This window comes from Bacteroidota bacterium (assembly GCA_017303905.1).
Lineage (GTDB): Bacteria > Bacteroidota > Bacteroidia > B-17B0 > Aurantibacillaceae > JAHEYG01.
On sequence record JAFLBH010000001.1, the window covers coordinates 1,251,488 to 1,268,236 of the forward strand.

A 16,749-nucleotide genomic window follows, 5' to 3' on the forward strand; every position below is an offset into this window, starting at 1 on the left:
CTATTTGCCTAGGCCACTATTCAGTAATGTTGAAAATATAGGAAGTATGTTAAAAACTATAGAGAGTATAGAGAGAAGGTAAATTGACGATGGCCCCTGCAATTGCTATATTTGCAGGTTTGTTGAACTAGGGGATTCAGAGAGAAAAGTATAGAAAATACCTAACTAGCTGAGTTCTAAAAATCTGAATTTAAATAAAATGGCTTTAAAGTGTGGAATTGTAGGGTTACCGAATGTAGGAAAATCGACCCTTTTTAATTGTTTAAGTAATGCAAAGGCGCAAGCGGCGAATTTTCCGTTTTGTACGATTGATCCAAACGTAGGTACGATTACAGTGCCTGATGAGCGTTTGAACAAGTTGGCTGAATTTGTAAAACCACAAAATATTTTACCAACTACTGTTGAGATTGTAGACATTGCTGGCTTGGTAAAGGGCGCCAGCAAAGGCGAAGGTTTAGGAAATAAGTTTTTAGCAAACATTCGTGAGTGTAATGCTATTTTGCATGTGTTGCGTTGTTTCGATGATCCAAATGTAGTACACGTGGATGGTTCAGTGAATCCGGTACGTGATAAAGAAATTATCGACACCGAGTTACAGTTGAAAGATTTGGAAAGTGTTGATGTGAAAATCAAAAAGTTTGAGAAGCAAGCAAAAACTGGTAGTGATAAGGAAGCTGTAAAAACGTATAACACGCTTTTAAAAGTGAAAGCTACTTTAGAGAGTGGAAAATCGGCTCGTGCTGCTAATCTTGAAGATAATGAATTGCCATATGTTGAGGATTTACATCTGCTCACTATTAAACCGGTGATGTATGTATGTAATGTTGATGAAGCGTCTGCAAAGAGCGGGAATAAATACGTTGACCAAGTTAGAGAGGCTGTGAAAGATGAGAATGCTGAAATTTTAGTGATAACCGCACAAATGGAAAGTGAGATTGCTGCGCTTGAAACGTATGAAGAAAAACAAATGTTCTTACAGGAGATGGGTTTGGATGAGCCGGGCGTAAATAAATTAATTAAGTCGGCATATAAACTTTTAAATCTTCAAACTTACTTTACGGCAGGCGTGAAAGAAGTACGTGCTTGGACAATCACAAAGGGAATGAAAGCACCGGAAGCAGCCGGCGTAATTCATACAGATTTTACAAAGGGTTTTATCAAGGCAGAAGTAATCGGTTACAATGATTTCATTACACTCGGTTCAGAAGCAGCTTGCAGGGATGCCGGTAAATTAAGAATTGAAGGTAAGGAGTATGTAGTTGCAGACGGAGATGTGATGCATTTTAGATTTAATGTTTAGTTAATTATTTATTATTTCGGGTTATTTATTTCGAGTGGATTTGAGTAAATAAAGAAGTACAAGTTATAATGGGAACGATACGAAGATTTGAAGATTTGGAAGTTTGGCAAGTAGCTAGAAAGCTAAATACGGAATTAATTCCTGTGTTACTGCAGCTAAGCGAAAGCAAAAGTTATGGATTAAAGGAACAGTTAGATCGTTCGGCAGGTTCTGTTATGGATAATATTGCCGAAGGGTTTGAAAGAGATGGGAATAGAGAATTCATCCATTTTTTATCAATAGCAAAGGCTTCCTTAGGTGAAGTAAGGTCGCAATTATACAGAGTGTTAGATAGAAATTTTATTGATCAGAAACAGTTTGATGAGTATAATAATAAATGTCTGGAACTTGCGAATCAAATTGGACGTTTTATGACTTATCTTAATAATTCAAATATTCAAGGAAAGAAGTTTTTAAAACCAAAAGAAATTCTTTCTTCGAATAACAAACCCGAAATAACAAACTCGAAATAAACAATAACAAATGAAAAATCACGAAATAGATTACAAGATTTCAGGCGAAGAATTACAATGTGTGGAGATTGAATTAGATCCACAAGAAGCAGTTATTGCGGAGCCCGGAAGTTTTATGATGATGACAGAAGGCATCGAAATGCAAACCATGTTTGGTGACGGTAGTAATCAAGGTGGTTTCATGGGTAAATTATTTACAGCCGGTAAGCGTTTGTTAACCGGCGAAAATTTATTCATGACAGTGTATTCGAATGTTTCAAATCAAAAACGTCAGGTAACATTTGCAGGACCCTATACCGGAAAAATCATTCCGATGAATTTAGCACAGCTCGGCGGAAAAATTATTTGTCAGAAGGATAGTTTTTTATGCGCGGCAAAAGGCGTAGATATCGGAATTGAATTTCAAAAGAAATTAGGAACCGGATTGTTTGGTGGTGAAGGATTCATTATGCAAAAATTAGAAGGCGATGGAATGGCTTTCGTTCATAGTGGAGGTTACATTATAGAAAAGGATTTGCAACCCGGCGAATTAATAAAAGTAGACACAGGATGTTTAGTTGCCTTTACTCAAACTGTCGATTACGATATTCAATTTGTGAAAGGGGTGAAGAACGTTATATTCGGTGGAGAAGGTTTGTTTTATGCAACGCTTCGCGGTCCGGGTAAGGTATGGCTTCAGTCATTACCAATTAGTCGTTTAGCAGGTAGAATTTTATCTTACGGCGGTGGTATGGGAAGAAAACGTGAAGAAGGAAGTATCCTGGGCGGATTAGGGAATTTATTAGATGGGGATGGAATTTAATTATTTCGGTTTGAAGTTTCTGGTTTCTTAACCATGAACTTTAAATCGAACAGAAATCAACTAGAAATTAAAAACAAGAAACTTGAAATAGAACATGGCAAAACAAGCAGGAAGTTATAACGAAGATAGTCTTTGATGAGAAAATTAATCATATACTTATTCTGTTTTGTAGTATTCGTTTCATTTGGACAAAAAAAGCATGTCTTTAATGAAAGTGTTACTGATTATTACAGTAAGGTTGACAGCTTGCCGTTTTTTTTATATGAAAAGGCTGAGCTCGATACCTTTATCGCCCTGAATAGAGTAATACCAGTAACAGCAGAGATATATGGAGTTAAATGTGAAGCACATGTTGGATTTAAAGTTGATGCTAAAAACAATATCAACTCGCTTAAGAATTATTATACCGATATTGTGTTTCCAAAGAACGTAGTAATGAATGATTACAAGTATTATGATTCGCTTAAGTTGTTTTTTGAAAAGGAGACACAAAGATTAATTATGGCGACGGACGGATTATGGTTTTCTGACTCATTGAAATGCAAAGGGGAAATAAAGTATAAGATTTTTTATATCAGTGATGGGTATAATAAACTCAATAAGAATGCAGATAATGCATATTTTAATACAAAAGGTAATACGGCACCAAAGAATATCGAATTAGGAAGCCCAGCTTCACTCTTGGTTAAAAAGGATTTGTATAATTATGGTGTACGAAAATTTTCTATAAAAAGAACACTGTTGGCAAAAGCTTATTTTGTAGAAGCTATAAAATATTACCCAAAGGATATAGATGCCCACTATAATCTCGCAACATGTTATCTGAAATTAAAGGATCAACAAAAGGCGTGTTATCATTGGAATAAGTGTTTAGAATTGGGTGATAAAGAAGTGCAAACAGAAATAAATAAATATTGCAATTAGACTATGGCAAAACAAGCAGGAAGTTATAACGAAGATAGTATTAAGTCGCTCGACTGGAAAGAGCATATTCGTATGCGTCCCGGTATGTACATCGGGAAGTTAGGAGACGGTTCAGCTTTTGACGATGGAATTTATGTTCTTATCAAAGAGGTAATGGATAACTCCATCGATGAATTTATGATGGGTGCCGGCAAGAAAATTGAGGTAAATGTGAAGGAAGGTATTGTTTCTATCCGAGATTATGGTCGTGGAATTCCATTGGGAAAAGTAGTGGATGTAGTTTCCAAAATAAACACCGGAGGTAAGTACGATAGCGAAGCATTTAAGAAATCAATCGGATTAAATGGAGTAGGTACAAAAGCGGTGAACGCTTTATCAACTTCTTTCAAAGTGACGTCTTATCGTGACGGACAATGTAAAACGGTTGAGTTTACTCGCGGTGAAATAATTAAAGAACACAAACTTTCTAAGTCTGATGAACCGAATGGAACTTATGTTGAATTCAGACCGGATGATACCATCTTTAAAAAATACCATTTCGTACACGAGTATATCGATCGTATGATTTGGAATTACGCGTTCTTAAATACTGGATTAACGCTTTATTTTAACGGTGCCGAATACAAATCAGAAAATGGTTTAAAGGATTTATTAGAGAAAAATATTTCCGGAGAAATTTTATATCCTATTATTCACTTAAAGGGAGAGGATATTGAAATTGCCATGACGCACAGTAATGAGCATTTCTCTGAAGAATATTACAGTTATGTTAATGGTCAGTATACAACGCAAGGCGGTACGCATCAAGCGGCTTATCGCGAAGCGGTAGTGAAAACTATTCGTGAATTCTTTAAGAAGGATTTTGACCCAACGGATGTTCGTAAATCTATCATCGCTGCTATTTCAGTAAAAGTTCAGGAGCCTGTATTCGAATCGCAAACTAAAACTAAATTGGGTTCACAGGAAATTGCACCTGGCGGACAATCGATGCGTTCGTTTGTTGGCGATTTTATCAAGCAACAATTAGATAATTACTTGCATAAAAATCCTGAAACCGCACGAGCTATAGAGGCAAAGATTTTAGCGAACGAGCGTGAACGTAAGGAACTTTCGGGAATTCAAAAATTAGCACGCGAGCGCGCTAAAAAATCAAGCTTACACAATAAAAAATTACGCGACTGTCGTATACATTTGGATGATATTAAAAATCCTCGTGCACACGAAACCACTATTTTCATTTGTGAGGGAGATTCAGCGAGCGGTTCTATTACGAAAACCCGTGATGTAAATACACAAGCGGTGTTTAGTTTAAAGGGTAAGCCTTTAAATTGTTTTGGTTTGGGTAAGAAAGTAGTTTATGAGAATGAAGAATTTAATTTACTTCAGGCCGCTTTAAATATTGAAGAAGGATTGGATGATTTACGTTACAATAATGTGGTTATTGCAACCGATGCCGATGTGGATGGTATGCATATTCGCTTATTGCTTTTAACGTTCTTCTTACAGTTCTTCCCTGATTTAGTTAAAAACGGTCACGTTTATATTTTACAAACACCATTGTTCCGCGTACGTAATAAAAAAGAAACAGCTTATTGCTATAGTGATGAAGAGCGTAAGGCGGCCATTGCAAAACTCGGACCAAAACCTGAGATCACCCGATTTAAAGGTTTGGGAGAAATTTCTCCGGATGAATTCAAGCATTTTATCGGAAAAGATATTCGTTTGGAACCGGTGTTGTTAGATCAACAAGCTTCCATTCAGCAATTATTAAATTATTATATGGGTAAAAATACCCAGGAGCGTCAGGAATTCATTATTGAAAACTTACGCGTTGAATTGGATGTTGAAGAAGAGCTAGTGAAATAAGTAAAAGAACTTTAGGATAATTATGGCAAAGAAAAAAGATAATAAGGATAAAGAAAAAGAGAATAACGAACTGCCCTTGATGCCTATTCCCGGTGCTGAGCCAATCGATACGCACAATAATGTGGATAGCATTAGACACGTATCAGGAATGTTTAAGAATTGGTTCATCGACTATGCATCTTATGTAATTCTGGAACGTGCTGTACCCGCCATTGAGGATGGACTAAAACCGGTACAACGCCGTATCTTACATAGCATGTGGGAACTGGAAGATGGTCGTTACAATAAGGTAGCGAATCTTATTGGTAACACCATGAAGTATCACCCGCATGGTGATGCAAGTATCGGTGATGCTTTGGTAACCATGGGGCAAAAAGATTTATTAATCGATTGTCAGGGTAACTGGGGTAACATTCTAACGGGCGACAGTGCTGCGGCACCACGTTATATTGAAGCGCGTTTGTCTAAGTTTGGATTGGAAGTGCTTTTCAACCCGAAAACAACCAATTGGGGATTAAGCTATGATGGCCGTAATAAAGAGCCTATTAACTTGCCTGTAAAATTCCCATTGTTATTAGCGCATGGTGTAGAAGGTATTGCGGTTGGATTGGCGTGTAAGATTTTACCACACAACTTTATTGAGTTGATTGACGCCTCCATCATGGTGTTAAAAGGTAAGAAGCCACATTTGTATCCGGATTTTCAAACAGGCGGTATTGCCGACTTTAGTGAATACAATGATGGTTTACGTGGTGGAAAGATTAAAATTCGCGCGCGCATAAAGGAAGTAAATTCGAAAACTTTAGCGATCACTGAAATTCCTTTCGGAACAACAACCGGCTCTTTAATTGATTCAATTTTAGCGGCTAACGATAAAGGGAAAATTAAGATTAAGAAAGTGGAAGATAATACGGCGGAAGAGGTTGAAATCTTAATTCACTTACAACCGGGTATTTCTCCTGATAAAACAATAGATGCTTTATATGCGTTCACGAATTGTGAGATGAGTATTTCTCCGAACGCCTGTATTATCGAAAACGAAACACCGAAGTTTATTGGTGTTACAGAAATTCTTAAAGCAAGCACATTCGCAACAGTTGAGTTACTGAAGCGTGAATTGGAAATTGAAAAACATGAGCTGGAAGAAAAATGGCATTTCTCTTCTTTGGAGAAAATCTTCATCAAGGAAGAAATGTACATCGATTTCAAGAAGTACTCGAATAAAGAATCTTTATACGAATACTTACATGGTTGCTTTAAGCCACATCGCAAAAAATTATTACGCGAGATTAATGATGATGATTTACATAAACTGACTCAAATTCCGATGATTCGTATCACACGTTTTGATACCATTAAGGCGGAAGAGTTTATGAAAGATTTAGAGGCAAAAATCGCTCAGGTGAAACATCATTTAGCGAATCTGACGGATTACGCCATCGAATACTTCAAAAACCTAAAAGTTAAATACGGTAAAGGAAAAGAACGCAGAACGGAATCTAAGCAATTAGAAACCATTGTAGCCACTCAGGTTATCATGGCTACTGAGAAGTTGTATGTAAATCGCGCGGAAGGTTTCGTTGGTACAAGTTTAAGAAAAGACGAATTTGTTTGCGATTGCTCTGTACTGGATGAAATCATTGCCTTCTCAGCAGAAGGTAAGATGAAAGTATTTAAAGTAGCCGACAAAGTGTTTGTTGGAAAGGATATTCTTCATGTGGCGATATTTAAACGTGATGATGATCGTACTACATATAATATGATTTATCGCGACGGACCAAAAGGTATTACCTTCATGAAACGTTTTAATGTGGGTGGTGTAACCCGCGATAAGGAATATGATTTAACGAAGGGCACCAAAGATTCTCACGTGTATTGGTTTACCGTAAATCCAAATGGTGAGGCTGAAAAAGTACGCGTGTTGTTGCGTCAGGCTTCCGGATTACGTAAATTGGAAATTGATATCGATTTTTCTGAAATGGAAGTGAAGGGCAGAGGCTCAGTTGGTAATATCGTTACAAAATACAGCGTTAGAAAAGTTGAGCTCCTTAAGAAGGGTGTGGCGATTGTTGGCGCCGAAGATTTTTGGTTCGATGATACTGTGCACCGTTTGAATAAGGACGGAAGAGGAACTTACTTAGGAAAGTTCAGTGGAGATGATAAGATTTTAACTATTACCAGCAAGGGCTTCTATAAATTGTATACTTACGATGTGTTAAACCACTTTGATGAGGATATTATTTTAATTGAAAAATATTTCCCGAGTCAAACTTTAACTTGTATTTATTATGATGGTGAGAGTAAGTCGTATTTCACGAAACGATTCCTGCCGGAAAATATTTCAAGTAAATCTCTATTGGTTACCGAGCATCCTGAATCGCGAATGGAATTGGTTACGCCGCAGGTAAATCCAACCATCGAAGTTAGTTTCTATAAGGAAAAGGGCAACAATATAAAGAATGAGAAAATTAATTTGGTTGAATTTGCTCCACCAACCAATATGAAAGCGAAGGGTAAGAAATTATCTTCGTATAAAGTAAAAGACATTACTTTATTGGAACCACAGGAAATTAAAGACGCGAAGAAGTTCTTGGGAAACGATGACGACAGTGGTTTATCGCCAATGGAGTTACACCGAAGAGCCATGGAAAAAATGAAATCGAAAGATTTATTAGGAGGAGAAGGACAAATAAGCTTTGAATTCTAAATTTCACTAATAAAAAAATCCCCGGTCAATTTGATCGGGGATTTTTATTTTACTACTATTCGTCCGAGTAGTTTATTCACTTGCATTTTGATTTGCGTTAAGCGCAAAATATCTTTTAAAATTTCTTCATGTGTTTCTCCGGGAGCGGTTTTTAATTCCTCCTGCATGTCATGAATCATTTTACTCAAGCGTTTTTCTTTTAAACTGTAAATGGTATGTTGAGTAGCTTTTTTAAGATGATAAATTTCTCGTTCTACCAAAACACCGAAAGCATTCCATTTTTCGCTGAGCTCTTCGGTTGCAGATGCTAAATCAATAGCGAATGTAGATATAGCTGGATTTAAATGGTTTTTGAAATAATTAAAATCAGGTAATTTATTTTCCTGAAGCTGGTGCATGTATTCGTCTAATACCATTTGATGTATTGGATTAAGGAAATCAATACCATCACGCATTAATTCAAACAGTACATATTCAGAAACAGATAATTCAAAATCATGATGTTCTTTATCTTCGTTCTCAGCTTCTACTTCTATAATAACATTTCCGTAGTTAAGGATGAGTCGCAATAATTCCTTCTCTTCGCTTTCCGCTACAATAAGATTTTCCTGTTTTTCCTCTGTTCCTGTTAATGCCTCTGTGAGCGCTTCATTTACTTCCGGTTGAACAGGTTTATTTTCACCTTTTGATGCTTTGTTTCTCCTTAACTTGGTAACCTCCATTTGCAGAACATTCTCCTGCAATTCCATAATGGAAGCACATTCTTTAATGTAAACCGAACGGATAATGGCATCCGGAATTAAGGAAATACTTTGAACGATATCTTTAATTACAGTTGCTTTCTTAATCGGGTCATTTTTAGTTTCATTGAAAAGTGAACGGGTTTTATAAGCTAAGAAGTCCTGAGTGTTATTTTCTATGTATGTTTTAAATTCATCGGCCGTCACTTTTTTGCTGAATGAATCCGGATCGTCATTATCCGGAAACATCAACACTTTTACATTCATGCCTTCTTCCAATAATAAATCAATAGCACGCACGCTTGCTTTTTCGCCGGCACTGTCGCCATCATATAAAACCGTAATGTTATTGGTGAAACGGTGAATGGCTTTTATCTGTTCAACTGTTAAAGATGTTCCGGACGAAGCAACTACGTTTTCGATACCCGACTGATGCATGGAAATAACATCGGTATATCCTTCTACTAAATAACAATTGTCTTTTTCCTGTATGGCTTTCTTCGCAAACCACAATCCGTACAGAACTTTACTTTTATCGTAAATGTCAGTTTGCGGAGAGTTGATGTATTTCGCTAACTTTTTATCACTGCCTAAGATTCTACCGCCAAATCCAATAACACGTCCGCCGACATCGTGAATAGGAAACATTACACGTGAGGTATATCGATCAAAAATATCTTGTTCGGTGATAGGGTTTCCTTCAACGTGTTGGTTACTTAAGATGCTTAATCCGGTTTTTACCAAATATTCTGCTTTGTATCCGTTTTTTACGGCATCATGACTGAGTGCACGTCGTTCTTCAAAACTATATCCTAATTGAAATTTTTCAATAATATCGTGACGAAATCCGCGCTCAATAAAATAGCTTAAACCAATTGATTTGCCTTCATCGCTATTGTATAAATTATGGGTGAAGTAACGTTGCGCGTATTGCATCACAATGTATAAGCTTTCCTTTTCGTTTTGTAATGCTTTTTCTTCAGGACTAATCTCGCGTTCAACAACCTCGATATTATATTTTTTAGCCAGCCATTTTAATGCCTCCGGGTAACTTAGTTGCTGACTGTCCATAATAAAATTGACAGAGGTGCCGGCTTTACCGCAACCGAAACATTTGTAAATTCCTTTTGCCGGAGAGACAGTAAAGGAAGGCGTTTTTTCACCATGAAAGGGACATAGACCAAGATAATTGGCGCCGCGTTTTTTCAGCGTAATAAAATCGCCAACAACCTCCTCAACACGGGCGGCATCAATAATTTTGTCTATGGTTTCTTTTGGTATCAATTAAACGGAAAAGGGAATTAAATTTAAGCATAAAAATGCCAAATTCCCTCTCCGAATCGATAAAATACAGACTATTAAAGGGTTATTCTCCTATTGCACGGGTAATTTAATTACTTCCGGCTCTCCGTTAATCGTTAAATGGAGGAAGTAAATTCCGGAGCTGTATTCCTTTAAATCGAGTGGTAAGTAAATTTTCCGTGTGATGATTTTCCCGTAATTAATTAATAATCTTCCCAATTCATCATAGAGTGTAAAGCTGCATTCTTTTTCCACATCAAGATTTTTCTCTAACACGAACTCATTCGCACGAATGGTTTTGATGAGTAAGCCGGATGCATTAGCTAAATTGTTTATGCCTGTAGTAATGGCGTTGCTCACAACAACAATTTGTGTGGTTGTATCATTACATCCCGTACTGCTGGTGCTAATTAAAGTAACTGTATAAATACCGGGTGAAGAATAGTTGTAAGTAGGATTCATCGCAGATGAAAATCCTAATCCATCACCAAAATCCCAATAATATGAACTTGCGCTCGAAGAAGTATTTGTACATGTAATCAATGCACCCGCGCTTAAATAGGTTGTGTCTTCACACATGAATTGAGACACCGGAAGCATAACGTTATTAATAACAAAGCCGGTTGTGTTATTGTCACACATGCCAACTGTATTTACTTCAACTGTGAATGTGCTACCGGATAAATTTTTTAAAGTATCGGCAGTCGATTTATTTAAGGAAGTTTGTATGGTATTTCCAATAGAGTTTTTCCAATAGTAATTCCAAGGACCACTATTTGCACCTTGCGCGATAATTTCACCGGATGTTGGCGCTGCGCAATTTGGTTGATTAATATTACTGTTGATGGTGAGCGGATTCATTGTAATGTTCAATCGGAAACGAGCCACACTTGTTGTGTCGGCTAATGTGAATACATAACTGTTAGTTTTTAAATTGGTAGTCGTGTTGGTGAACACATCATATAAATTGATACATGCTCCTGCAGGGAAAGAAGAAATGTTTTCAGGACTAATCGTATAAGTTCCGGAGTAACCTGTAAGCGCTTTTAATGGCATGCTGAAATTCCCGCTAATTGGCGCCACACCATTGATTTGAAACTGAACATTGTTTTTTTCAAGTGCAAGTGTAGGCGCGTATGGGTCTTGTCCGCGCATTTTGTAAGCATCGTAACTATCATCAAAAGTATCGTTGGCACCACTCTGTAAATACAATACGGTTTCATCATCATGTCCCATCACACTTTTTAAATGTAAACGAAGTAACGGTGTACTGCTAGCTACACTGGCGCTTTGATTCACTTTCAAAAATGTTGGATTACCGCCAACTTTATTGGCTTCTTGTGCAACAATAGTGCTTGTACCTGTAACATGCACATAAAATCCTTGCCCCATTGGTATAGTATCGCCAATTCCACCGGCACCAATTGCGGGACTACTAATGTTGTTAACGTAAGTTGCATGAGAGCCTGATCCGGCATTTAAATCCGGATTGTAAGCATAAATGGCGTTGTCTAAGTTTGCAGCAGTGCCTTTTAATAAACTCCAACGAACAGGAGAGGGGTAAGGATTCGTAATTAAATTCCAGCCATCGTTAGCCGGTGTACCGGTATTAGTGTATTTAAGCGGAATATTTGTGTTGAATTTTCCAACAGAACCTGTTACATCCATGGTAATGTTAGTTGTAGTAACTGAACCGGTACCCAAGTAAACCCAATAACCTGTATTCGGAGTGATAGGATCTGTAATACCACTTAATGGTACATAAGCACTTGGGTTATCATAAGCACCACCTACTGTTTCATCATAAGTATAGATAGATAGAAAACCGGAAGCACTTCCATCAGGACAAGAAGGACAGCTGATATAGATATCATCATCCCAATCTTGATAGGTAAGTGCAGAAGTGATTGGCGCTCCTAAAAGCGTCCAGCCGGTAAAGCCTCCGGGTGCAAACCGTTGTACGGTAACATTACCAATGATGTTTCCTGAACCTGTAATTTGTGCAATGCGTGCGGTATTGGTTGCAGTAGACACCATCGTAAATACTTGCGCATTGGTGTTGAAAGTGCCATTGTTGAGTGTTAAAGTTCCAATGAGGTTTTCGGAATTATTTAAAATGGCACCTGCATTATTATTTAAAGTAATGTCAAAAAAATCAGTAGTGCTGGTTCCTCCAATACTTTGAGATATAGTTCCATTAAAGAAAACTAATCCGCTTCGTGCATTAAATGTTCCGCTGTTTAAGAAGTGACTTCTGAGCGTAAGCTGATTGTTGGTAGTTCCAACATCAACAGTAGCTCCGGAGTTAATTGTAACTATACTGGCGGTAATAGCGCTAGAAAAAGTTTTTACGCCGCTGTTTGAAAATGTAAGGTTATTAAAAGTTTCTCCTCCGGCTTTAAAAATACTTTGCGCTGAAGTGGAGTTAAATGTTACAGTTGAATTACCTGGTACAAAAGTTCCTGCATCAAACCAATTTCCACCAACATTAATATTTAAAGTAGTTGTTCTCAAACTACCACTGTTAATATTTACATTACGTATAACGGTTAAAGGGCTTGTTACAAGCGAAGCTGTAGCATTCGCGCTGCTTACCGATAAATTACCAATAGGATAGCTTGTGTTTAAAATCATTGTTTGTCCTGCAGGTGTTGCAGTACTTCCTATTTGTAGCGTACCTCCCGTAACGGTTCCTCCAATTGAACCTGTATTCGTAAAGCCGTAATTTTGTGCGCCACCGCCACCTTCACGCGGAATAATTATTAATCCTCCGGTTTGATTGAATTGTGAACCTACTCCCGTGATATGAAACGGAGCATAATTTGTGTTGGTTGATCCAATAGAAGGAACTGTCACGGTTCCATTACTAATGCTGAAATAAGAAAGATTATTGATGCCAACATTGTAATATTTACCGGCGATGTTTAAAGCGCCGCCATTCATAGTAACAGAGCCTCCGCTCGATAAAATATCTTCATTAGCTGCATTCCCAATATTAGCAGTTCCGTTTGTAATCGTAAGTTTTCCAATTAGAGTTATGCCCGCACCTGTATTGATAGTGGCATTGTTTGAATTTAACCAAATGCCACAAGTTTGTCCGATAGTAGTTGCAGCAGTAAATGGGGTGAGGTTAGAAGTGTTTGTTTGAGAAAGTTTGAATGTACCGTTTGATAAGGTTAGAAAATTTGCGTTTGCAGTAAAATTACTTGAGGCTACTTCTAAAATGTTATTTGAAGTAGAGCCCATGTCGAGCGTAATAGTGTTGAAACTATACGTACCGGTGCCGCTTATAGTTTGACTTCCGTTTTTATTAAAAATTATTCTACATAAGCTATTAGCATCGGTTGAAAAGTTAAGAGTTCCATTATTGATGATATTTCTTTTTGCAATGACGGTGTGAGTAACATTAGAGCCACCGTTTACACTGAAGGAGGCAAGTGAATTAATAGTAATGTTATTTCCAACATTTAGTATACGAGCAGTACCGCCTCCAAATTCTAATTTTGCCGCAGCTCCTTGACCAATAGTTAAGTTATTACAAGCTCCGCTTACATTGATGGTTACAGTGTGCCCATTTGCTATCGTAACATCTTCACCCGCGGCAGGCACACCGTTAGGTGTCCAAGTAAGCGCGTTACTCCAATTACCTGACTGGTTAGAGATTTTATTTCCATTAGATAGAGTAGCTTGTGTGCCTGTAAGTGCTGTACTCAAACACCCTTCAGTTACCGCATAAACGCGCCACTGATAACTTGTAGAAGGAATCAAGCCTGTAATATTAGCTGAAGTTGCGTTAGCGGCAGTTTGAGTAACGAAATTGAAATTAACGCCATCATCCGAATTATAGATTACATAACCAACTTCGTTAGTGGCCCAATTAGTCCAATTAAGCGTCATTGCACTTGAAGTTACGCCGCTAAAAGTTAAACCGCCAACAGGATTAGCAGGAACCGGAGGAGTAAAAATGTACTGGGAGTTAGCAGCAGGCATTGCTGTAAGATTATTCTGGACAGTGTTATTAAACGTGTTCGCATTTGCGGTTTGTAACATTTTTAATTGAGCGAGTGTGGGAACTGCACTAATAGTAGCGCTGTTTAAACCCATGCTATAAGAAAAATTTTGTGTGCCCTGAGTCATGGTGCCATAATTAATTTTAATAACACCGGTGTTTTCTATAAGTTGCACTTGAAAATTTAAGCTGGGAGTTGTGTTTAAATAAACAGCCATATTAATCCATTCAATAGTAAAAGTTCTGCTTGGTGCAGTTCCTGTTAAAGAATATTTAATACTTGTTCCGAGTGGATCAACACCACCTTGTGCCGTTAAATCATCATAAAAAGGTGCAATAGCAGGATTGGTTGAATTAGCAGGATTAGAGTTAGTGAAGGCAGTGTTTTGATAACCGAAATCATCAGCTGTAGGGCCACCGTCGTCTGTTGAAGCTGAGAAATCTATAAATCCATTCGTAGAAGCAGAGATCTTTGTGTAACGAATTCCGTTGTACCAAAAGTCAAAACCGATATCTTGAAAATCACTTCGGTTATCGTCCTGAGGAAATGTTCCGGTATTTCGCCATGTGCTAAAGGCATTTCCTGTTGTACTTATAGATGGATAACTTACACCTGTGTTTCTTACAGAGGTGTAGTTTTGTAATGTTTGCGAATTAATGCAGGTAACTGCTATTATTTGCAGAATAAGAGGTAAAATTTTTCTCATCAAATGCGTTTAGTAAAACTCCTAAAAGGATTTAATTATAAAATTACAATATTGTAATAGAGAGATGGAAAAAATTAGATGAACACTGTTTTTTTGTAGATTTAAATTAACTCATTGTTAGTCAATGAAAAAGGCCGGGTATTTTAGTCCGGCCTTAAGTATGAGTTAATGATATAGCTTATTCTGCTGATTCAGTAGATGAGGTCTCTCTTTTACCTTTAGCTTCAGCAACCACAATTTTCCTTTCGTTATGATCGCTACCATTTAAACCGTTGATCGCTGCATTGCCTTCAGAATCATTTGGCATTTCAACAAAACCATATCCTTTACTGCGACGCGTTTCCTTGTCTTTAATGATACGTACATTCGATACTTCGCCGTATTGCTCAAATAATTCTTTTAAAGCTTGCTCTCTTACTTTAAAACTGATGTTACTAACAAAAATGTTCATAGAAATGATATTTATTATGTTAGTAAAAATAATAAAAATAATTCAATCTCCAAATTTTTAGTATTGGTCGTCAAAAAAGCCCGATTAAAAGATTTTTGCCTCCATGCTGATTTCAACATTGGCATCTTTTGGTAACCGTTGAGCCTGTATGGTGGCACGAGCCGGAAAATCCTTCTTAAAGTATGAGCTATATACCTCATTTACATGCACAAAGTTATTCATGTCGTTAAGGAAGATGGTGGTTTTCACTACGTTATCAAATGTACAGCCGGCTTCTTTTAAAATAGCCTCAATGTATTCCATCACCAATTTAGTCTCTTCTTTAATATGTGCCTTTACCAATTGCTTCGATTGAAGATCCATGGCAATGGTTCCTGAAATATAAACCGAATCCCCAACTATAACAGCCTGATTATAAGGGCCAATTGGCGCCGGTGCATTTGAAGTATTCACTATCTTTTTCATATGTTAAATAATTTGTTTTTACAAGGCCATTTAAATAACCATTTTGTTGTCATTAAAATTTATCTAAAGAAGCATGGTTATTTCATGATAAATTGAATTTGCTTAACAAATATAACAAAAAGCCGCTCGCGATGAGTGGCTTTTAATAACAATTTTAATCTTCTCTGTTATTACCAACAAATCTCATAATATAGTATATCAACGTAGTAATGGAGGCTAAAGCGGAAACAAAATAAGTATAGGCTGCCCATTTTAATGCATCTTTTGCATCCTCATGTTCACTTCCATAGGTAATTCCCGCAGAGTTTAACCATACCAAGGCACGTTTGCTGGCGTCTACTTCCACTGGTAAAGTAATAATACTAAACAGCGTTAGAATTCCTTGAAGAACAATAAAAATTAAAAGCATGGTATTTCCCATTCGTGGCATTACTGCACCCAGCAAAGCCATACCAATTACCAGGAAGTTCATTATGGTTGAACTGATTTGTACGGCAGGAACTAATTTGCTTCTCATGGTTAGCCATGTATAAGCAGTAGCGTGCTGAACGGCATGTCCGCATTCGTGAGCCGAAACGGCAGCTGCCGCTACATGCCGACCGTGATACACATCGTTGCTTAAATTAACTGTTTTCGTTAAGGGATTGTAATGATCTGTTAATTCTCCCTCTACCGAAACAACTTTTACATCGTAAATTCCGGATTCACGAAGCATTCTTTCTGCGACTTCTTTACCACTTAAGCCGCTGGTTAATCGTTCCTGCGAATAATGCGCAAATTTTGATTTCAACCTGGAGCTTACCAAAAAGCCAATAAGCATGAATACTATGCCTATTAACAATAAAAACGGATCAAACATATTTTTTCTTTTTATAAATCGGTATCAAAAAGGATGCCTTCTTGATTTATGTGACAAATTTACAAGTCGGAATACCTCCAAAACACGCCGTTTGTCAAAATAGCA

The 16,749-nt window shown here is 37.3% G+C and carries 11 protein-coding genes; 6 read left to right on the forward strand and 5 right to left on the reverse strand.

Annotated features, from left to right (window positions below; translation table 11 throughout):
• Nucleotides 1–199 precede the first annotated feature (199 nt).
• From ychF to J0L69_05305, 6 genes are all read left to right on the forward strand, one after another.
• Complete coding sequence (gene ychF / locus J0L69_05280; protein ID MBN8692586.1) at nucleotides 200–1,300, forward strand: redox-regulated ATPase YchF; 1,101 nt, start codon at nucleotides 200–202, stop codon at nucleotides 1,298–1,300.
• Nucleotides 1,301–1,368: 68 nt separating this feature from the next.
• On the forward strand, nucleotides 1,369–1,812 hold the full coding sequence (locus J0L69_05285; GenBank protein ID MBN8692587.1) for a four helix bundle protein: 444 nt from the start codon (nucleotides 1,369–1,371) through the stop codon (nucleotides 1,810–1,812).
• 10 nt (nucleotides 1,813–1,822) lie between these two features.
• A complete protein-coding gene (locus tag J0L69_05290) occupies nucleotides 1,823–2,614 on the forward strand; it encodes a TIGR00266 family protein (protein MBN8692588.1) in 792 nt (263 codons plus the stop codon).
• 135 nt (nucleotides 2,615–2,749) lie between these two features.
• Nucleotides 2,750–3,538 (forward strand): tetratricopeptide repeat protein, encoded by a 789-nt coding sequence (locus tag J0L69_05295; GenBank protein ID MBN8692589.1) that lies wholly within the window; start codon nucleotides 2,750–2,752, stop codon nucleotides 3,536–3,538.
• 3 nt (nucleotides 3,539–3,541) lie between these two features.
• Nucleotides 3,542–5,404: a type IIA DNA topoisomerase subunit B gene (locus J0L69_05300; GenBank protein ID MBN8692590.1), complete on the forward strand. Its 1,863-nt coding sequence runs from the start codon at nucleotides 3,542–3,544 to the stop codon at nucleotides 5,402–5,404.
• Between the two features lie 22 nt (nucleotides 5,405–5,426).
• Nucleotides 5,427–8,111, forward strand: a complete 2,685-nt coding sequence (locus J0L69_05305) for a DNA gyrase/topoisomerase IV subunit A (protein MBN8692591.1) — start codon at nucleotides 5,427–5,429, stop codon at nucleotides 8,109–8,111.
• A 44-nt stretch (nucleotides 8,112–8,155) separates the two neighbouring features.
• On the opposite strand, the gene J0L69_05310 is transcribed toward J0L69_05305, so the two are convergent.
• The 5 genes from J0L69_05310 to J0L69_05330 form a co-directional block, all read right to left on the reverse strand.
• Nucleotides 8,156–10,135 (reverse strand): DNA primase, encoded by a 1,980-nt coding sequence (locus J0L69_05310; protein ID MBN8692592.1) that lies wholly within the window; start codon nucleotides 10,133–10,135, stop codon nucleotides 8,156–8,158.
• Between the two features lie 90 nt (nucleotides 10,136–10,225).
• Nucleotides 10,226–14,869, reverse strand: coding sequence for a fibronectin type III domain-containing protein (locus J0L69_05315; protein ID MBN8692593.1), 4,644 nt, complete (start codon nucleotides 14,867–14,869; stop codon nucleotides 10,226–10,228).
• A 178-nt stretch (nucleotides 14,870–15,047) separates the two neighbouring features.
• The gene (locus J0L69_05320) at nucleotides 15,048–15,320 is read right to left on the reverse strand and encodes an RNA-binding protein (protein ID MBN8692594.1); all 273 of its coding nucleotides are present in this window, start codon (nucleotides 15,318–15,320) and stop codon (nucleotides 15,048–15,050) included.
• Nucleotides 15,321–15,404: 84 nt separating this feature from the next.
• Nucleotides 15,405–15,785, reverse strand: coding sequence for a RidA family protein (locus J0L69_05325; GenBank protein MBN8692595.1), 381 nt, complete (start codon nucleotides 15,783–15,785; stop codon nucleotides 15,405–15,407).
• 154 nt (nucleotides 15,786–15,939) lie between these two features.
• Complete coding sequence (locus J0L69_05330) at nucleotides 15,940–16,644, reverse strand: zinc metallopeptidase (protein ID MBN8692596.1); 705 nt, start codon at nucleotides 16,642–16,644, stop codon at nucleotides 15,940–15,942.
• Between the last annotated feature and the right edge of the window lie 105 nt (nucleotides 16,645–16,749).

Bases quoted from the DNA above. Each gene is read 5' to 3' on its own strand.
- J0L69_05330 (MBN8692596.1), bottom strand. From the start codon at position 16,644: ATGTTTGATCCGTTTTTATTGTTAATAGGCATAGTATTCATGCTTATT.
- J0L69_05315 (MBN8692593.1), bottom strand. From the start codon at position 14,869: ATGAGAAAAATTTTACCTCTTATTCTGCAAATAATAGCAGTTACCTGC.
- ychF (MBN8692586.1), top strand. From the start codon at position 200: ATGGCTTTAAAGTGTGGAATTGTAGGGTTACCGAATGTAGGAAAATCG.
- J0L69_05295 (MBN8692589.1), top strand. From the start codon at position 2,750: ATGAGAAAATTAATCATATACTTATTCTGTTTTGTAGTATTCGTTTCA.
- J0L69_05285 (MBN8692587.1), top strand. From the start codon at position 1,369: ATGGGAACGATACGAAGATTTGAAGATTTGGAAGTTTGGCAAGTAGCT.
- J0L69_05325 (MBN8692595.1), bottom strand. From the start codon at position 15,785: ATGAAAAAGATAGTGAATACTTCAAATGCACCGGCGCCAATTGGCCCT.
- J0L69_05305 (MBN8692591.1), top strand. From the start codon at position 5,427: ATGGCAAAGAAAAAAGATAATAAGGATAAAGAAAAAGAGAATAACGAA.
- J0L69_05320 (MBN8692594.1), bottom strand. From the start codon at position 15,320: ATGAACATTTTTGTTAGTAACATCAGTTTTAAAGTAAGAGAGCAAGCT.
- J0L69_05290 (MBN8692588.1), top strand. From the start codon at position 1,823: ATGAAAAATCACGAAATAGATTACAAGATTTCAGGCGAAGAATTACAA.
- J0L69_05300 (MBN8692590.1), top strand. From the start codon at position 3,542: ATGGCAAAACAAGCAGGAAGTTATAACGAAGATAGTATTAAGTCGCTC.